Origin of the sequence: Methanosarcina barkeri 3 (assembly GCF_000970305.1) — an archaeon.
GTDB classification, from domain to species: Archaea; Halobacteriota; Methanosarcinia; order Methanosarcinales; family Methanosarcinaceae; genus Methanosarcina; species Methanosarcina barkeri_A.
Genome location: NZ_CP009517.1, coordinates 1027904 through 1045243 on the forward strand (window position 1 = coordinate 1027904; position 17340 = coordinate 1045243).

The window sequence follows — 17340 nt, forward strand, 5'->3', positions numbered from 1 at the left end:
TTTGAAATGTCATCTAAAATTACACTGATTTTTTATTAACTGTTTGCTTATGTTAATAAATGATAAGGTGCGATAATATATTGGGGTGAATTAAAGTGTATAAAAGCATGAAAATAATGGGTTTTGTCTTAGCAACTGTGGGGCTTGCTTACGCTGTAAAACAAATGATGCATAAAAAGGAATGTCGTTCTGGTTGGCATAAAATAAAAGTGGAAACTGAAAAAAGAACTGGTTCAAGGTATGGTTCTAATCCGGTAAAATACTAAATAGAAATAATATATTTACTTTTACATTTACTTTTACTTTTACTTTTACTTTTACTTTTACTTTTACTTTTAAATCTATAAATCAGGCACTTTTAGACTTAAATCTCATAGAATAATAGTAAAATCACCTGAGTTACTAAGTTATAGAATAACAAAAGTGGAAAACTTAGAAAACTGATTGCCTTTTTTCTATTTTTCAGCTATTTCTGTCCTTTTCTACAATTTTTAAAACATCAACACTCGAGGTAGTCTGAATCAAAAAGAACTGCTTGCTCACAGAAGCAGTTTTCCTGGCTGCGGTTTCCATACAGAGTATAAGAATTTTTACGGCATCCTGAAAAGTGCTCTTCTTTGTCCAGTTGTCTTTGAAGCATTTATTGGCTACCTGCTTTGTGAAATCGTTTCCGAGAACAATCAGGTTGCTTCCCTTTGCGTGTGAGGTTAAGGTTATCTCGGAATCCCTGAGTTCGGCGATTGCGTAATTTCCGGCTGAGGTATAGAGTCTTCTTTTTTTGGTGACCCCGTCTTCAATTGAAGAGACTTCTCCTATTAAAACGCCATCTCTTTCCGAGATCTTATTTTTGCAGTCCGTAACAGTTATAACTATCCCGAATTCACGGGCTTTATTTGCGAGCTCATTATCCGTAACTATTGTCCCGTTGTAAAGCTCTTTTTCAAGCTTCTCTCTATTAGGTTTCTCTCCTTCGAATGTTATTTCCCGCAGGTCTCCGGTCATTACTGCACCGTTTTTCCCGATAAAAGCTATAACAAGAGTCATTTTAATCTGCTCCAGAACCGTAATGAAAAATCTTATGCCTTTTAAGGGATCTTCTGCCTTATAAGACGTTTGTGTTTTTGATTCACTTCAACTGTTTTTTGTCTACTATTCCGGAATATCTTCGGAAAAATAATAGATAAAAAGAAGTTTGATTTTGACCATGATCTGAAATCTCTCTTTGACAAAGTTTAAATATTAGTATATGTTATATGGATCTAACATATGTTAATTAAATCTAACTAAATGTTAGATAAACACAATTAAATGTTATGAATATCTAATAATAATGATAATAATATGTTGTAATAAGAAATAATACCTGGTATTGTCAAATAAAACCGATTTCACGAGATTACTCTCACTGAAACCAAGATTATTCAAAGGGATAAGTATGAAAAATATGGAAAAGATGTATGTTTACAAGCTCGCTTTAGGAGTTATTGTTCTGCTTGCCGGAATAGTGTCAGCAACTTTTTATGAACATGACGCCTCGTTTTCAAGTTTTCTAATCAGCATGGGGCTAGTCCTCTTTATTGCGACAGCCTTCAGGTTCTTCAGGCAGGGTGACCTTCCGGACAAGGATGAAAGGACAAAAAAACTTGCAGCTTACGGGATAACTTACTCCTGGCTTTTGACACTGATACTCATTTCAGTGCTCTACTTGGCGAACTTCTTCAAAATGGTTGATTTTACTGCTGAAAGCGTGCTTGGTATACTTCTTTTCTTTATGACTATTTCAGCAAATATCTTCAGGTGGTATTTTACACGAAAAGGTGACGTTGAGTAAGGACTTAGGAGGGAAAACCGTGAAAACAAGGATCAAGGAATTTCGGGCCAGGCATGACCTTACTCAGGAAGACCTTGCAAAAATGGTAGGCGTCCGGAGAGAAACCATTGTTTTTCTTGAAAAAGGAAAATACAACCCCTCACTAAAGCTTGCATACCGGATCTCAAGGTGCCTGGACACCACAATCGATGAGTTATTTCTTTTTGAGAACTCGGATTTTGAATAAGTTACCAAAAAATATTTTTACCCTGAGTGTTTTTTATGAGTTTGTATCTCTTTTTAATCGGTTTTCATATTTTATCTTATTTTTTTATAAAGATAGTAAGCATCTTTAATAATATTCAAAAACGAATAAACTTTTAAATGATTAATTATAATTAGTTTAATAAGTTTTACAGGAGAAAACATGGAAAATGTACTTATAGCCTTTCAGAATGTATGGAAAATTTATCAAATGGGAGAAGTTCGGGTTAATGCCCTGAAAGCTGTGAGCGTTCAACTAAGAAAAGGAGAATTCGTTGCAATAGTCGGGCCCTCCGGAAGCGGAAAGTCCACAATGATGAACCTTGTGGGTTGCCTGGACATCCCTACAAAAGGTCAGATTTTCCTGAAAGGTCGGAATATAGCTCACCTTGAAGAATCTGATCTTGCAGCCCTCAGAGGCAGGACAATAGGGTTTGTTTTCCAGCAGTATAACCTGATTCCTGGCATGACGGCTCTTGAAAATGTGCTTTTACCCCTGGAAATCCAAGAAATTGACGATAAGGTGGCAGAAAAACGTGCGAAGAAAATGCTTGCACTTTTAGGGCTTTCGGATAAAATTCAGCATAAACCTACTCAACTTTCAGGTGGCCAGCAACAAAGAGTCTCGATTGCTAGAGCTCTAGCATGTAATCCCGAAATCATTCTCGCAGATGAACCAACAGGAGCTCTGGACAGTGTTACAGGAAAAGAGTTACTGTCAATTCTACACAGGCTCTGGAAAGAAGAAGGCAAAACAATAGTTATGGTTACGCATGATCTGCACCTTGCAAAATATGCAAGCAGGCATATTGAACTGAAGGATGGAAAAATCATCAGGGATGACATGAATGAAGAAAAACTTGACCCAGAAGCTCAAAACATGGTGCTTGAGGCCGAAATCTGAAAGAAAAAACTACGGGATGTTTTTAGCAGAGATTAAATTATATTCAAACTAGGTTTAGATTATTCATACTAAATTAAGACTGTTTAGATTACTTTCGGTTATTTAAATTATTTCAAGTCATCTGAATTACTTCAAGTCATCTGAGTTATTTCAAGTCATCTGAACTATTTCAGATTATTGAGATTATCTAATATTCAATACATTAACCTCCATTCGGACAATACGCGTCCGATAAAACTTCTTTGGACATTCTACAAAGTTATGGTATAAGTAAAAAATGAGGAATTGAGATGGGATTTAAACTTACAAGTTTTATCTGCTTGCTTTTGCTATTTTTCTTCTGCGTTCAACCTGTGCTGGCGGAAGATACTTCAGAAGACAAGAGCACTGATGAGGAGAGTACTTCCAATATTAGTTCGGGTCTTGATAAAGGCTTAACCCTTGACCTGCTCAACCAGGATCCGGATCCGGTAAAACCCGGAGATGTCCTTGAAATAAGGCTTTCGATCCAGAATACGGGATATGATGATCTTGAGAATTGTGTTATTGAAATCAAGCCCGAGTATCCTTTCAAGGCTCTTAGCGGCGAAACACTTGTAAAGAATATAGGTACTCTAGGGAAACGCTATGAAGATAACCGCCAGAAGGTAGTGAAATTCAAGTTGGGAGTAGAAAACAGCGTGAATGAAGGCAAATATCCGTTGAAAGTATACGTTTACACAACTAAAGATAAGAGCAGAGTCTCCCGTTCAAGTGAATTTGACATAGAAATTGATAGTGAGTCAAATGCTGAAATTGAATATATTAGTGTTGAAAAAATGGTACCAGGACAGAAAACCGATCTTGTTTTCGGCATAAAAAATGTAGGAAATTCTCCCTTAAAAAACGCCATTTTTTCCTGGGATTGTACTAATGATGTAATCCTGCCTGTGGGTTCAAGCAATGTTAAGCACATTAACCTGATTGACATTGGAGATACTGAGAATGTCAGCTTTCAGGTCCTAACCAATGTCAATACAAAACCAGGCCTGTATAAGCTGGACATGGTGCTCACCTATGATGATATCGAAGGACTACAGACTATCACAGAAGCGGGCTATGTAGAAAACCAGAAGCGAAAAGAGATCAAAAGCAAAGCAGGAGTCTATGTTGGAGGCACCACGGATTTCGATATCGCATTCATGGAAAGAAGCCCGACTGGTGATTATACTTTTACGGTTTCTAACATCGGAAACAATGCGGCAAACTCAGTCAAGGTTTCTGTTCCCTTACAGGCAAACTGGACTGTTGCAGGCGGCAGCAGTAACTCAGTGGTTCTTGGGAACCTGCAAAAGGGAGACAATACAATTGCGGATTTCAACCTGAAACCTGCAGCTATGGATAAAGATCTTCCTATTAAATTTGAAATTAGCTACACCTCAAATGATGGGATAAGACAAACTGTGGAACGGGAGATACCACTTTATTCCTCGTCTTTCACCCCGTTACCTGAGTCTGACGAATCGAAAGGGGGTAATTCGAGCTCACTGAAGTATATAGGATTAGCTATACTCGCCTGTGTAGCAGGCGCTGTTCTTTATAAAAGACGCCAAAAGAAGATGAGAATGAAGAATGCACAGCAAGAAGAACTTAATGAAATGAAGTTCGATGACCCGGACAAGTAAATCAAAAGAACGCGGAAAACGGAGTCTGTGTTCCATGAAGCCGGGAAAGATCTTAAAAATTGCCTTTAGTATGGTCAAAGCCAATAAGCTGAGGAGCTGGCTGACTATAATAGGGATAATAATAGGCATTGCCTCGGTAATGGCAATTGTCACTACAGGGGAATATTTCGAAAAAGAGGTAACTGAAACTCTGGAAGGCTTCGGTGGTGATATCATTACAATCGTAGCCTCGACACCCTTCCAGGTAACCGATGAAGCATTCGCAGTAGCGGATTCGGAAAATACGGACGGAAGTTCAGAAATTTCGGGAGATTACTCGGATACAACTACAGAGACAGGAGAGACTGAAGAGGAAACTCAGAACAATGAATCTAACCCTATTGAGTTTGAACAGGAAACGGAATCTCAACTCACAAATATGGATGTACTTACCCTGCGCAGCATTCCGGCTATTGAATATATCAATGTTAATGTTGACAAAGGCGCAGAAATGAAGATCGGAGGCGAGAGTACTATTGTCTGGATCCAGGGTGTGGATCCAGCTGTCTGGTCTAAAATTTCAAAAAAAGAAGTAGAGCAGGGTCGAATGCTGGAAACCGGAGACCGAAACGTTGTGGTTCTCTCAAATGAACTTGCAAAAAAGACTTTCAAGAGAGAAATCAGGCTCAACGAGATGATTTTATTAAACGGTAAGTCATATCGGGTAATCGGGATTCTGGCAACGGGTAGCGGGCTTCTTGGAGGCCTTACAGGACTTTTTGGAAGCAGCCTATATATGCCTTACCAGGATGCATATTCTCTTCCCAATAACGAGGACGTTTCTGAGACAGAAACGGACGACTACAGCACCACGTATGTCTATAGCACAATAGAAGTCAAACTCAAAAAAGATGCAGATTATGAAGCAGCCCTTAAAGAAATCGAACGCAAAATGAGGCTCTCGAGAAAAGTTACCGAGGATACCCAGGATTTTTATGTGAATTCTCAAAAAGAAGCAATAGATAACACCAGAAAGATGATTAACGGTCTTACCGCATTCCTGGCGTTCATTGCAGGTATTTCTCTCCTTGTTGGTTCTACAGGAATTGCAAATACGATGTTCACGTCTGTCCTTGAGAAAACTAAAGAGATAGGGATCATGAAAGCCATAGGAGCAAAAAACCAGGATATAATGCTGATCTTTCTTTGCAATTCCGCAATGATCAGCCTTGTAGGTGGAATCATAGGTATTCTCCTTGGCACAGTTGCAGTACAGGCAGTTCTTTTCTTCATATCTATAAAAATGAATGCTCCCTTTGAATTTGCCCTCAGCTTTAAAGCTACCTTTATTTCGACCTTAGTTTCCATAGTTGTAGGTCTGATTGCAGGTCTTGTGCCTGCAAAAAATGCATCTGAACTGAAACCCGTGGACGCACTGAGATATGAATGAAAGATTAGAAAAGATGCCTTCCAGAGATCATTTCATCTGAAAGGTTGTAAGAAAGTAATAGAGAATAGAAAGGAAAAAGGAACAGAGAAAGAACAGAAAAAGCAGGGAAAAAATTAGAGAAATTAGAGAAATTAGAGAAATTAGAGAAATTAGAGAAATTAGAGAAATTAGAGAAAAAAGTAGAGAAAGAATTAGAGAAAGAATTAGAGAAAGAATTAGAGAAAGAATTAGAGAAAAGTAGAGAAAAGTAGAGAAAAAATAGAGAAGGGATAAAGAAGGAGGTGGTTATAACTCAAGAATATATTTTTTAACTAAGTATAAAGAATTCTATGAAAAACTATATATATGATCTAAAATATGAGAGCCAGTGGATATAGGAGATAAAATGGATAGTATCAAATTATTTAAAAGAGTCACTGATAGCATCAGTATAATCTTTCTTTATATACTACTGCTGGCTTTAGTTATGGGAATGGTAAAGACCTTGCTGGATATCCGTCTCATTATTTTTGAGTCTCTCGAAAGCGGATTCAGTCAAATGGTAACAAGTGTACTGACGGTTTTTATTGTAATTGACCTTTTCAAAGCTTTTGTTGATTATCAGGAAAATGACAGGATCAGACTTACGGACATCACAGATGCCACGATATTTATAGTCCTGCGTGAAATCGCAGTCGGCCTTTATTCAAAGGAATTCGGATATGAATTTATTTTAAGTCTTGCGGCATTACTATTTGTACTCAGTATAATGAGAGTGCTTGCTATCAAATATTCTCCGGCAAAGTCTCGGGCTCCCGGATCTCATACCGCTGTACAGAGTGAAGGACAGCCTGCAAAGCAGGGCGTTAGTGCCGTCTTAGATAAATTCAAAGCTGCCTCCGAAAGTAATTAACTTCTTTTTTAAAACGCTTGAGTAGTTCATATTTACTGGAATTTCCATTCTGTCTCAAGAAGACAGAGCAAAATACTTTTCCTTTTTTTGATTACACATGTAAGGAAAAAATCGAAATAAACTTTGGGCGCTCAGATTAAGAAAAAATAATAAAGTTATCAAAGTAGCAAAGCTATAAAGCTAGTAAATTAGTGAAATTGTAAAGCTAGTAAAACTGTAAAGCTAGTAAAACTGTAAAGCTGTAAAGCTAGTAAATTAGTAAAACTGTAAAGCTAGTAAACCAGTAAAGATAGTAAATTAGTAAAACAAGAAAAGTTCGAAAATGAAAATGCAAAAGGCTAATCCTGAAAAAAAAGCTTTAAACTATTTCTTTAGTATAAGATGTTTAAATGAAAAAGAGTATGCAAAATCTCAGTATCCAAGAAACAGGTATGAAGCCTGTTATCAGGAAGATCTACGATTGTCTTCTTACTTCTTACGGCCCTCAGGGCTGGTGGCCTTTAACCGAGCTTCGTGAAGCCGGGGGGACAAATCCCACAAAAACCGGCTCTATCCAGGGATATCATCCTGACGATTATACCTACCCGCAAACCAGAAGCCAGCAGTTTGAAATCATCTGTGGAGCTCTGCTTACGCAAAACACTAGCTGGATACAGGTCGAAAAGGCTCTTCTGAACCTTAAAGATCTCCTCAGCCTTCAGCAGATATACTCCTTTTCCCCTGAAGCAGTTCTCTCCCTTGATCAGGAAATCTTAAAAGAAGCTATCAGGCCTGCAGGCTATTACAACCAGAAAGCAGTACGTCTGAAAAATCTTGCCTGCTGGTTTTCGGAACTAGGAGCTCGAATTCCTGCACGTACAGAGCTCCTTTCTTTAAAAGGGGTTGGCCCTGAGACTGCCGATTCGATCCTGCTCTATGCCTTTAAACAGACTTCTTTTGTTGTTGATGCCTATACTAAAAGAATAGTAATAAACCTGGGCCTTGCTGATGAGAAGGCAAGTTATAATGAAATCAAAGCCCTGTTTGAAGAAAACTTGCCTGAAGATCTGATTGTATACCAGGAGTATCATGCCCTGCTCGTGGAGCACGCAAAGAGATATTATCAGAAAAAAAGCACTCAGATTAACGATGTTATGCTAGAGAATATATTATAGCTAGAGAATATATTATAGCTAGAGAATATATTATAGCTAGAGGATAGATCATAACATATAACATACAACATGTAACACATAACATATTTTCAATGAGACCAATTAAGACTCGTTGGCATATTATTCCACTTTTTTAAAAACTCTGGTCTTGCTTTGTTTAGCGATTTTTTAAGTCCAATTTAGGGACAGTGTCACATTATCCAAAAGTTTATCTTTTAGGCAGTTTATAGTAGTTTATAGTAATTTATTGTGATACTATGGACGAAACAGATAGAGTGGACTTATATGCCTGTGCAAATAGTGAAATAGCACTGAACAACTGTATTGAAATCGATTACAACGAGATCTTCGATACCAGCAAACTTTGCGAGTGTGGCTCCGAGCTAAACAATGACACTGCAAGAGTTGTGCTTAAAGAAATTGCTCGGACATCTGAAAAATCGTCAGCAACTGGCATTGAAACCGTACATATGCTATGTATCACGAAAACAGGATGTAAGAAGTGTGGAAAGGAGTATATCATAGAGGCCACACAATCTATAGAAGAACAAATACAGACTGAGTTCAGCGACTGCAAATATCGGATGTGTAAAACGTTTGACAAACACCTGGATCGTATTGACATTGATAAACGATATGAGCTAAAATATGTTCGCCGTGATTATACACCAGCTACCAAAAAGGACGAGTCTGCACAGTTGGATACTACGACGGATTTACATTCAGAACCTACCCCAAAAACTTTTGTCCTGAGTTCTCATGAGCTTTCAGGATCAGTTTAGTGATTAGGTACTCAACTGATTGTTCCGAATACGAAATTTAAAACTCAAAAGTTCAAAAATCAAATTTTGAGTTTCAGGATAGCTCTCTGTTGGCTTTCTGTTGGCTTTCTGTTGGCTTTCTATTGGCTTTCTATTGGCTTTCTATTGGCTTTCTGTTGGCTTTCTGTTGGCTTTCTATTGGCTTTCTATTGGCTTTCTATTGGCTTTCTATTGGCTTTCTATTGGCTTTCTATTGGCTTTCTCCAAGTTATTCGATGTTATTTCAAAATTTAATGCCCCCCAAGTCCTCATTGTAAATGAATAGTAAATAAATTCCATACTTTTGTACATATTGAGTAAGGATATACTTTGGAAATTCTTTCGATCTCAAGTTTAAAATATTAATTGTTTAATTTATAGGAATAAAACGGAGTTTTTTCATCATGCAGTCATCTTTGAAAATCGGGAATATAATGGACATACCTATCAAACTGGACACATCCTTTCTTCTGGCACTTCCGATATCTGCTTATTTTTTCGCGATCAATTCACAGCCATATGGTTTTGCAGGAATTGAGCCAACAGCAGTTAGATATGCTCTTTCTACTCTTTCTGCCATCTTCCTTTTTGTCTCAGTACTTTTACATGAGCTGGCACATTCCTATCTTGCAAAGCGTTATGGAGCAAACATTGACAGCATCACTCTTCTCCTCTTTGGAGGTGTTGCCTCTATGGAAATCCCACAGAAACCCGAACAAGAAGCAAAGATAGCTTTCGCAGGACCTTTAACGAGCCTTATAATTGGTATTATCTGTCTGTTCACATACAATTACGTGATATCCTCTGACTCTGCGTTTGCTCAAAACTCCATATATCTTATTATCTGGGTTCTCGGATCAATGAACTTACTGCTTGGAGTCTTTAATTTACTACCTGCTTTTCCTATGGATGGTGGCAGGATACTTCGTTCATTTCTTGCCAGGAAAATGTCTTACGTAAAGGCTACTCATAATGCAGCTTCAATTGGAAAATTTATTGCTATTCTCATGGCAATTTATGGAATTTATACAGGTGGTCTATGGTTTCTCCTGATCGCTTTTTATATTTATGGCAGCGCATCTAATGAAGATCGATTTTACTCAGAATCAGATAGATCTGTATGATATTTAGTTACGAGTTAGTGGATTTTGTCTGGGCCCTGGGATATGTGTATTGGGCTGGCTAAAGGTTAGCCTGTATGCTCAAGGCCTCACAAATATCCCCAGGGCAATAATTTCAGCCGACATGATGTGAGTTATATCTCGCTCTATGACCTTCGGGATAACGAACAGAATAATAATCCTCGCGATGTCAAAAAAGCCTTCAGTATAGAAACATTTCAAATTGATAAACAATTTACTTAAAATTTCACTATCAGAAAAAAGCAGCTATTCAAAATACCCTTTTCTTAAGATTATTTAAGATTTAAAAAAGGTTTTTCGGGAAAAAGAATCTAGCTACCTGCGAAACTTCGAATGAATTTATATCTGTATGGAAGTTTTCGCTGTATGTTACTTCTTTATCCGATTTGGACACCTACGAGTTTGGTGTGCAAATACTTAACTAAGCGGCCAAATATCCGATTAAGTTCTTAGATATTCAGTCCGATTTACTATTTCTCAGTTAGTCCCTTTTGTCGTCATGCAGTGTTTTGTGATTTCTATTTCTTTAATTTCTGCTCGAAAGGCAGCAAGCTCATACAAGCTTTATTTCATACCAGTCCGAAAGTTCCGCATCAAGAACTCCTTCATGGACCATCTTCTCGATCTCGTTTTCAACTTGTCCGTAAGTGAACTTGTAGTCGTATGAGATTGCGGAGATGACATCCGGACTATGGCAGAATCTGTTCGGAAACGCTTCATTGAACATTGCTACGTTTTCGAGGATCAAATTCCTTAGTCTTTCCATTTTTTTATCACCTCTTCTTTATTCTGTTTAGTGTATTTCTTCATTCGGGTTCGATTTCTCTTTTCCTCAACCACTATATTTGCACATCGAATATATATAGATTATCCTAATATACTATATAGTCAGAATATCTTTAGACTCGTGTTTGTTTCTATATACTCAAAGTTGACATGTCAAAATTGAGAATCTGAAACTTAGAACATGGATATTTCAGAACTGAAAGACTCAAAAACTAACGTTTCAAATCTGCGTTATTTTTAAAAATGTAAGCTATTCCAGAACTTAGATATTTGAAGGTAGTAAACTAAGAGTAATAAAAAGGTCAGGAGATTTCGAGCAGATTAAAATGAAGTGCAAGATAGAGTTCTTTTAGGGCTGTAACTGCCTGTAAATCTGGCTGCCTGCAAATCTAATTACCTAAATCTAATTGTCTGCAAATCTAATTACCTAAATCTAATTGTCTGCAAATCCAATTACCTGTAGATCCAACTGCATGTAAACCCGGTTGATCTACATTGATATTCGATCTGGCATTTACCCTATCAGTTTTATTGCCTCAGCCAGATCTTCGGCAATCATTTCCCTTTTTGATTTCTCGATCAGGTAATTCTGTCCTGTCTGCACATATGAGGGAAAAACTCGTCTGCCCTGATAGTAAAATTCATTTTTTCGAATTTTGTATGTTGAACCGGTAGGAATTGTGTTTTTGCCGGTCTGACTCTTGCTGATATAGTTGAAGGCCTTTATCGCAACGTCTCCCATTAACATATAAACCTCAATATTGGGAAACAGGAGAAGTTCTTTTTCTAGAATCAGGGAGCAATTTTTGATTGTTGCAGCCGAGACTCCGTACTGTGTCTTTGGACATTTAATCGCAGTTGTAAGATAAAAACCCAGATCAAGAATCTGCTGTATACTATCTACCGACATACCTGCGTCACGGAAAGCCTGCAATGTCGTTTTCAAGTAAAACGGCTCTCCAGGAGCATAAAAGTAATCTTTCGGATTTTCAGGAGGGGCTTCGGAAACCATAAGCACTTTTATCTTTTTGGCGTCTATGTCCAAAGCAGGCACAAGATACCCACTTTTGTGGACTTCGGAACAGTAAAATTCCTTGCATTCAGTACAATCGGCAGGCCTCATTTAGATTCACCTTGACTTGATCCTATTGAAAGATAACTGGTACGGGCAGAGTGAAGAAATATTGAAACTTGATATGTCTCTGCAGGTATGTTAAACTTAGGGCGCTTGCACACCGAAGTTTTAAATTGAATTTAATTGGAAATAATTTCATAAAAATTGCGGGAGTTTTTGCAGTTACTCTTATTTTGGTGGTTCTTTCTGAAAAACAGCAGCATTTGGCCTGCTAAGTGTGTGTTTGAAGATAAAGAACAAATCGACAACGATCATTAGGTGAACTAAAGGAAAATAGATGTGACAGAAGGAAAAACGCAAGCTTGAAAATTTTACTAATTAAAGTTTAAATGAGTTTAACGGGAGGAAGTTGTAAAGGAATGATTAGATAAGTCACCAAAACAAAAGAATAATTAGATAAGCTACCAAAAGAGTTTTCAAAAATCGTGTGATGATAAGCCCTTTAGATTTTTAAGTGATCCATAAGGCCTGGTCCAATTTAATGTAGTTTAGTTCTGTACTCAGTTAAGTTATTACTTAGTTAAGTTATTACTCAGTTAAGTTATTACTTAGTTAAGTTATTACTCAGTTAAGTTATTACTTAGTTAAGTTATTACTTAGTTAAGTTACTTACCTTCTTTGTACGTCTTCTTTATACACCGGGACTTGACCCTATGGACCAATTATGATTATGTAAATAATGGTATAATAAAACAACGATGTAAATTTATTTTCTGACGGTACTGCGAAAAAAGTGCAACCTACTTTAGAGGCTTGGTTTATAGCTACGAGTAATCTGGGCAAGTTATAAAAAAATAAATATAAATTCGGTAAACTGCCCATAACGAGGGCAGACATGCCTGATAAAAACGAAGTACTATCTTGATTAATTACCTGACTAATTACCTGATTGATTACCCGATTGATTACCTGATTAATTACTGACCAGAACATACCAGCCAGATTTATTCAAACATTAACAATAAAAGGCATTAACACATTCCCAAAGCCGTAAAAAGTTTCTTTAAATCTGCTTTTGATTTCTCAACAAAAACTCCTCTTGTTCCCGAAATCATGACTGTCCAATCACCGCCACTGTACATCCAGTTTTGCTGAGGTACCCAGTTCATCTTGTAAAGCTGCGTATAAGCACTTGCAAGAGCATCAAACATCATATTCACCGTTCCACAGAACTTGGCAGTCATCTCAGCCATTTCTTTTGGCATTGCATCCCTTGACTTATACTCCACAAGCTTTCCTTCTGGACTGAAAATTCCGGCTGCCATTACCCCATCAAACTTCAAAAGTTCATCTAACGACAAATTGCATTCCTGTCCATCCATATACTAACCCCCAACTAAACTTGGCATATGCCAATCAACTGTTTATACCCTAACTATACTGTGAGTTTATACTATAACTGTACTGAATTTATGCCTGCGAGATATTCTCTAAATCTGGGAATTTTTTTCAAATTTTCTGTTTCATCCCTTTAATTCCTTCCAGACCTGCAGGCTTTTTCCCTGACCTGCGTACGAAACCAGTTACTAAGTAACGATTCTTTCATACCTGGCTTTTGTTTAAAGGGATTAGAAAGTACTGGTATTATATTATATAAAAATATCAAATTAAAAAAGAAACCAGAAGAAATAGAATGCAAACGGACCTTCCAAGCGGACCTTCCAAGTGGATTTTCCATAACATCTTCAAAAACAATGTTTTTCATTATTGTTTTTTGGAAAGTATTTAAAAAATTCGGAATTCTATATTAACTGAAACTTCGAGAAAGTAGATGCTGGAAATTTCAATAACGGCAAAAGGTGGAAAACTGTGGATATTTCAAAAGTACATGTTTGAGCAAGCAGGACAGTTTTCAAAAGACCTTATAAGAATTAGAGACAATACTAAATTAGAGACAATAATAAATTAGACACAATACTAAATTAGAGACAATAATAAATTAGACACAATACTAAATTAGAGACAACACTAAACTAGAGACAACACTAAACTAGAGACAATACTAAACTAGAGACAATACTAAACTAGAGACAATATTAATGCTTATCCTGGGGAGTGATTAGCATGGTAGAAGATGAGCAATTATATAACAAAGTCAGGGAAGCTGTTAGTGCAATTCCGATGAAGATCGGCTTTGAAAACGTAGATGGAATTTCTGAGTACGTTACAAAGCGCGTTTTAGTTGGATATGCAATTGTCAGGTATATAGTAAAAGAAAAGGAATTAGAAAACAGAGAGTATACAAAGACGTTTGTTAAATCAAATCCTGTTTATCAAGATGGCTCAAGTAGTAATACTTACGGTGTCGATACCCATATAGAAAATGAGGAAACTGTAATTGGTGTTGTACAACCCACACGTCCGACGTATGGGGTTTTTGGGTTAATGCCTCTTGATGACCTATCACTCGAACAGCTTGCTTCACTTTCGTTTAGTCACTTTGGTGAAGACATGTTTTTGGGATTCGAATATGAAGGTACTGAACATCCTGAATGGATTAGCATGCTTCGTGAAAAGTGGATAGAGATAATATACGAACATGAAAAGGAACGTGAGCTCTGGAGTGAAGTAAAAGGATAATGAACAAAAAACTAAAAAAATAATTTGAAGGTTTAGAAACTAAACAAGCCTCAGATCTTGCTTTAGATGTCTATGAAACATTTTATTTATAATCTGTACTTTAATGTCTGCCAAGCTCATCGATTGGATAAGAAAATCAATCTCGATATCTTCTGATTTCAGCGTGACTAAACTATAGCGAAATACAAGCGTGTATTTACCTCGCAATTATCTCAGGTTCAAATGGCTCAGTAACAATTTTGGACGTGCATATCTGGTTCAATTCATAAAGAAGATCAGAGTATGGTTTCAGCCCCGTTATTTAAAAGTACCGGGCTACTTTTCTATGACCAGCATAAACATGGGACTGGAATGATATTTCACCCTTTCCTTTTCATTATAAACTCGGTCTCCAATATCCATGTCGCAGGAAATCTTTTTATAACCAAGCTCTATCAAAGTGTTGAAATCCCACTGGGGCCTGCGTCTTTGGCACATAGGCATGCTTTTTCTGTAATCAATCATGTCAGCAGTGTAGGAAGGAGGAGCTTCACCAAACAATTTTTCGTACTCTTTTTGGTCCTCTTCATATTTCTTCATGGCTGCTTCATCGAATAATCTTAAGTTCCAGTTGGCATCAAAAATGAGAATTTTGCCGTCAAACTTCAAAACTCTTTTCCATTCACGGTATGCTCTTGGGGCATCGATTAGAGTCCAGGTGACGTTTCTACTGATTATAAGGTCAAAGCTTTCGTCCTCAAACTCCAGATCCTGTCCGTCGGATACACGAAAGTCGGCTGTGATGCCTGCGTTTTCCGCGTTTGCTTTTGCTTCATTGACCATAGCCTCGGTACAATCAATGGCAGTCACTCGATGTCCTGCTTGAGACATGATAATGGCAAAAAAACCCGGGCCAGTGCCCACGTCAAGAATATCCATTTTGTCATTTTTCCCGGCATTTTCAAGGATGATATCCGTCCAGGCCTTTTTTTTAAAGCAGTTTAACTCCACTTTTATTAAATTGCTGTAGTTACTGGAACTATCCGTCCAATTCTTAATCAGTTTTTGTTTCGGGTCCATCGCTATCAACTCTACTTTATTTGTATAAGCAGACACGCCATAAAGGTGGCAGCGTATCTGCTTATTAAATATTTTTAAATCTTATTGTTTTACACCGAGTTTTTGCCATTCTATAGGCGCGTAGTTATTCACACCGATTTCGAATCCTTCTATTTTGTCTGTGTTGACAGCAAAGGAAGTAACAGGGTAATATAAGGGGACGGTGAGGGCTTCTTCACTAATAAATTTGAATACCGTATCGTAGTTCTTTTGCCTTTCAGTTTCATCAATGCTGTTTAATGCTCTGGTAATATTATTGTAGAGCCCTTCATCATACCACACCTTTGCGGCGTTGCTGGTAGAAAGAATCGAAAACATCTCAAGCAATGAACCATGGGGCACCCATGAATCCGAAGATGTTCTCATCAAAGCGATGTCAAATGCTTTTGTATTCATCGTGGCGTCTTCATATCCGTTTTTATCCAGAATATTAAGATTTACTTTGATACCCACGGAAGAATATTCAGATTGCACAAACTCTGCCAGTTGCTTCCATTCGGGGAATTCTTCTGTTGATAACACAAAGTTAAACTCCAGCTTTTTTCCATTCTTTTCACGAATACCATCACCGTCTGTATCGACGTATCCGGCTGCTTCCAGTAATTGCTTTGCTTTTTCCTTATCATTGGAAAAGCCATAGTTATTTTCCCGCGTAGTATAAGGGACACCTGTTTGATACAAACCATTGGCTTCTAAGCCAACGTTGTTGAACAGATTTTCCGCAATGCTTTTTTTGTTGATGGCATAGTTCATGGCCAAACGGACATTTTTGTCTTGAAATGCCTCTACATTCTGGTTAAAGGCAATAAAATGAGAACACATGGTTCTTTTTGTAAATGTTTTAAAGGAACTGGAGTTTTTCAGCTCTAAAAAGCTCTCCATGGGGATTTTTCCTATCAGGTCTCCACCCAGAATATCCACTTCGCCGCTTTGAAGCGCTAAAACTCTTGCTTGTCCATCCGGTATAACCTTGAATATAATGCGGTCCACCTTGGGTTTTTCACCCCAGTAATATGGGTTTGGTACAAGGGAAAACTCCTGATCTTTTACATAGGATTCCAGCATCCACGGCCCGGTACCGACGGGTTTTGTGAAATTACCCGTATTATCTCCCGAAGCCTTCGTGATGGAAGAAGGACTTAAAAATCGAACTGGTCTCGGGTAGGTCAATTCCGTCAAAATAGGATAAGCTCCGTTTTTAAACACAATTTTTACCGTATAGTTATCAACTGCCTCCATGCTCTCTACATTAACCGCTGTCAGGATGGAATGGCGATCATTGTTAACCCATCTTTTCAGATTAAAGATCACAGCATCGGCGTTGAAGTCAGTACCATCTGAAAATTTTACCCCTTTGCGAAGATTAAAGATATATGTTTTTCCATCCGGTGAAATTTTCCAGCTTGTAGCAAGCTGGGGAAGAATCGTTCCATTTCCTCCGTCTTCCACAAAACCCTCATAGATCATCTTGTATAGAAAATGGGGACCATTATAGGTTGCTGCATCCAATTCATCCATAGCCCCGTCACGATAGATCGCCACGACAACTTCCTTTGCCTTCGACTTTTCAAGATCGTTTTCCGAAGAATTGTTTTTGCTGACAGCCGTAAGGATCAATGAAGCACAAATTAACAGTGCAAGCATGATTAATAAAGACTTATTCTTCATTTTCTTCCCTCTAA

17 protein-coding genes are annotated in these 17340 nt (G+C 37.6%); 11 read left to right on the forward strand and 6 right to left on the reverse strand.

Annotation, left to right across the window (positions count from 1 at the left end):
• The first annotated feature begins 107 nt into the window (after positions 1-107).
• Positions 108-266 carry a hypothetical protein gene (locus MSBR3_RS20595; protein WP_196297004.1) on the forward strand — a complete coding sequence of 53 codons (159 nt, stop codon included), beginning with the start codon at positions 108-110 and terminating at the stop codon, positions 264-266.
• A gap of 196 nt (positions 267-462) precedes the next feature.
• On the opposite strand, the gene MSBR3_RS04160 is transcribed toward MSBR3_RS20595, so the two are convergent.
• Entirely contained in the window at positions 463-1044 is a 582-nt protein-coding gene (locus MSBR3_RS04160) for an MJ0548 connectase family domain-containing protein (RefSeq protein WP_048106651.1), read from the reverse strand.
• Positions 1045-1435: 391 nt separating this feature from the next.
• Here MSBR3_RS04160 and MSBR3_RS04165 point away from each other — a divergent pair, with 391 nt between their 5' ends.
• From MSBR3_RS04165 to MSBR3_RS04205, 9 genes are all read left to right on the forward strand, one after another.
• On the forward strand, positions 1436-1831 hold the full coding sequence (locus tag MSBR3_RS04165) for a hypothetical protein (RefSeq protein ID WP_048106652.1): 396 nt from the start codon (positions 1436-1438) through the stop codon (positions 1829-1831).
• Between the two features lie 19 nt (positions 1832-1850).
• Positions 1851-2057, forward strand: a complete 207-nt coding sequence (locus MSBR3_RS04170) for a helix-turn-helix transcriptional regulator (RefSeq protein ID WP_048110018.1) — start codon at positions 1851-1853, stop codon at positions 2055-2057.
• Between the two features lie 180 nt (positions 2058-2237).
• Positions 2238-2978 (forward strand): ABC transporter ATP-binding protein, encoded by a 741-nt coding sequence (locus MSBR3_RS04175; RefSeq protein ID WP_048106653.1) that lies wholly within the window; start codon positions 2238-2240, stop codon positions 2976-2978.
• A gap of 290 nt (positions 2979-3268) precedes the next feature.
• Positions 3269-4642, forward strand: a complete 1374-nt coding sequence (locus MSBR3_RS04180; RefSeq protein WP_052723272.1) for a COG1361 S-layer family protein — start codon at positions 3269-3271, stop codon at positions 4640-4642.
• 34 nt (positions 4643-4676) lie between these two features.
• Positions 4677-6071 (forward strand): ABC transporter permease, encoded by a 1395-nt coding sequence (locus MSBR3_RS04185; protein ID WP_048110022.1) that lies wholly within the window; start codon positions 4677-4679, stop codon positions 6069-6071.
• Positions 6072-6456: 385 nt separating this feature from the next.
• Positions 6457-6963 (forward strand): phosphate-starvation-inducible PsiE family protein, encoded by a 507-nt coding sequence (locus MSBR3_RS04190; RefSeq protein WP_048110024.1) that lies wholly within the window; start codon positions 6457-6459, stop codon positions 6961-6963.
• 389 nt (positions 6964-7352) lie between these two features.
• Entirely contained in the window at positions 7353-8117 is a 765-nt protein-coding gene (locus MSBR3_RS04195) for an endonuclease III domain-containing protein (protein WP_048106654.1), read from the forward strand.
• A 257-nt stretch (positions 8118-8374) separates the two neighbouring features.
• On the forward strand, positions 8375-8899 hold the full coding sequence (locus MSBR3_RS04200) for a hypothetical protein (RefSeq protein WP_048106656.1): 525 nt from the start codon (positions 8375-8377) through the stop codon (positions 8897-8899).
• A 422-nt stretch (positions 8900-9321) separates the two neighbouring features.
• Complete coding sequence (locus MSBR3_RS04205) at positions 9322-10041, forward strand: site-2 protease family protein (RefSeq protein ID WP_080942190.1); 720 nt, start codon at positions 9322-9324, stop codon at positions 10039-10041.
• 571 nt (positions 10042-10612) lie between these two features.
• Here the strand turns inward: MSBR3_RS04205 and MSBR3_RS04210 are convergent.
• The 3 genes from MSBR3_RS04210 to MSBR3_RS04220 form a co-directional block, all read right to left on the reverse strand.
• The gene (locus MSBR3_RS04210) at positions 10613-10825 is read right to left on the reverse strand and encodes a hypothetical protein (RefSeq protein ID WP_048106658.1); all 213 of its coding nucleotides are present in this window, start codon (positions 10823-10825) and stop codon (positions 10613-10615) included.
• Between the two features lie 534 nt (positions 10826-11359).
• Entirely contained in the window at positions 11360-11968 is a 609-nt protein-coding gene (locus MSBR3_RS04215; protein ID WP_052723274.1) for a uracil-DNA glycosylase family protein, read from the reverse strand.
• A 983-nt stretch (positions 11969-12951) separates the two neighbouring features.
• On the reverse strand, positions 12952-13302 hold the full coding sequence (locus MSBR3_RS04220) for a DUF2173 family protein (RefSeq protein WP_048106660.1): 351 nt from the start codon (positions 13300-13302) through the stop codon (positions 12952-12954).
• A 742-nt stretch (positions 13303-14044) separates the two neighbouring features.
• Between MSBR3_RS04220 and MSBR3_RS04225 the strand changes: the two genes are divergently transcribed.
• On the forward strand, positions 14045-14560 hold the full coding sequence (locus tag MSBR3_RS04225) for a hypothetical protein (RefSeq protein ID WP_048106662.1): 516 nt from the start codon (positions 14045-14047) through the stop codon (positions 14558-14560).
• A gap of 315 nt (positions 14561-14875) precedes the next feature.
• On the opposite strand, the gene MSBR3_RS04230 is transcribed toward MSBR3_RS04225, so the two are convergent.
• Both MSBR3_RS04230 and MSBR3_RS04235 read right to left on the reverse strand, forming a co-directional pair.
• Entirely contained in the window at positions 14876-15655 is a 780-nt protein-coding gene (locus tag MSBR3_RS04230; protein ID WP_230627769.1) for a class I SAM-dependent methyltransferase, read from the reverse strand.
• A gap of 45 nt (positions 15656-15700) precedes the next feature.
• Complete coding sequence (locus MSBR3_RS04235; RefSeq protein WP_048106664.1) at positions 15701-17326, reverse strand: nickel ABC transporter substrate-binding protein; 1626 nt, start codon at positions 17324-17326, stop codon at positions 15701-15703.
• Positions 17327-17340 lie beyond the last annotated feature (14 nt).

Excerpts from the sequence above, each read along its gene's own strand:
- MSBR3_RS04210 (WP_048106658.1), bottom strand. The coding sequence starts at position 10,825 with ATGGAAAGACTAAGGAATTTGATCCTCGAAAACGTAGCAATGTTCAAT.
- MSBR3_RS04235 (WP_048106664.1), bottom strand. The coding sequence starts at position 17,326 with ATGAAGAATAAGTCTTTATTAATCATGCTTGCACTGTTAATTTGTGCT.
- MSBR3_RS04165 (WP_048106652.1), top strand. The coding sequence starts at position 1,436 with ATGAAAAATATGGAAAAGATGTATGTTTACAAGCTCGCTTTAGGAGTT.
- MSBR3_RS04175 (WP_048106653.1), top strand. The coding sequence starts at position 2,238 with ATGGAAAATGTACTTATAGCCTTTCAGAATGTATGGAAAATTTATCAA.
- MSBR3_RS04215 (WP_052723274.1), bottom strand. The coding sequence starts at position 11,968 with ATGAGGCCTGCCGATTGTACTGAATGCAAGGAATTTTACTGTTCCGAA.
- MSBR3_RS04200 (WP_048106656.1), top strand. The coding sequence starts at position 8,375 with ATGGACGAAACAGATAGAGTGGACTTATATGCCTGTGCAAATAGTGAA.
- MSBR3_RS04195 (WP_048106654.1), top strand. The coding sequence starts at position 7,353 with ATGAAAAAGAGTATGCAAAATCTCAGTATCCAAGAAACAGGTATGAAG.
- MSBR3_RS04190 (WP_048110024.1), top strand. The coding sequence starts at position 6,457 with ATGGATAGTATCAAATTATTTAAAAGAGTCACTGATAGCATCAGTATA.
- MSBR3_RS04185 (WP_048110022.1), top strand. The coding sequence starts at position 4,677 with ATGAAGCCGGGAAAGATCTTAAAAATTGCCTTTAGTATGGTCAAAGCC.
- MSBR3_RS04225 (WP_048106662.1), top strand. The coding sequence starts at position 14,045 with ATGGTAGAAGATGAGCAATTATATAACAAAGTCAGGGAAGCTGTTAGT.
- MSBR3_RS04220 (WP_048106660.1), bottom strand. The coding sequence starts at position 13,302 with ATGGATGGACAGGAATGCAATTTGTCGTTAGATGAACTTTTGAAGTTT.
- MSBR3_RS04180 (WP_052723272.1), top strand. The coding sequence starts at position 3,269 with ATGGGATTTAAACTTACAAGTTTTATCTGCTTGCTTTTGCTATTTTTC.
- MSBR3_RS04205 (WP_080942190.1), top strand. The coding sequence starts at position 9,322 with ATGCAGTCATCTTTGAAAATCGGGAATATAATGGACATACCTATCAAA.
- MSBR3_RS20595 (WP_196297004.1), top strand. The coding sequence starts at position 108 with ATGAAAATAATGGGTTTTGTCTTAGCAACTGTGGGGCTTGCTTACGCT.
- MSBR3_RS04160 (WP_048106651.1), bottom strand. The coding sequence starts at position 1,044 with ATGACTCTTGTTATAGCTTTTATCGGGAAAAACGGTGCAGTAATGACC.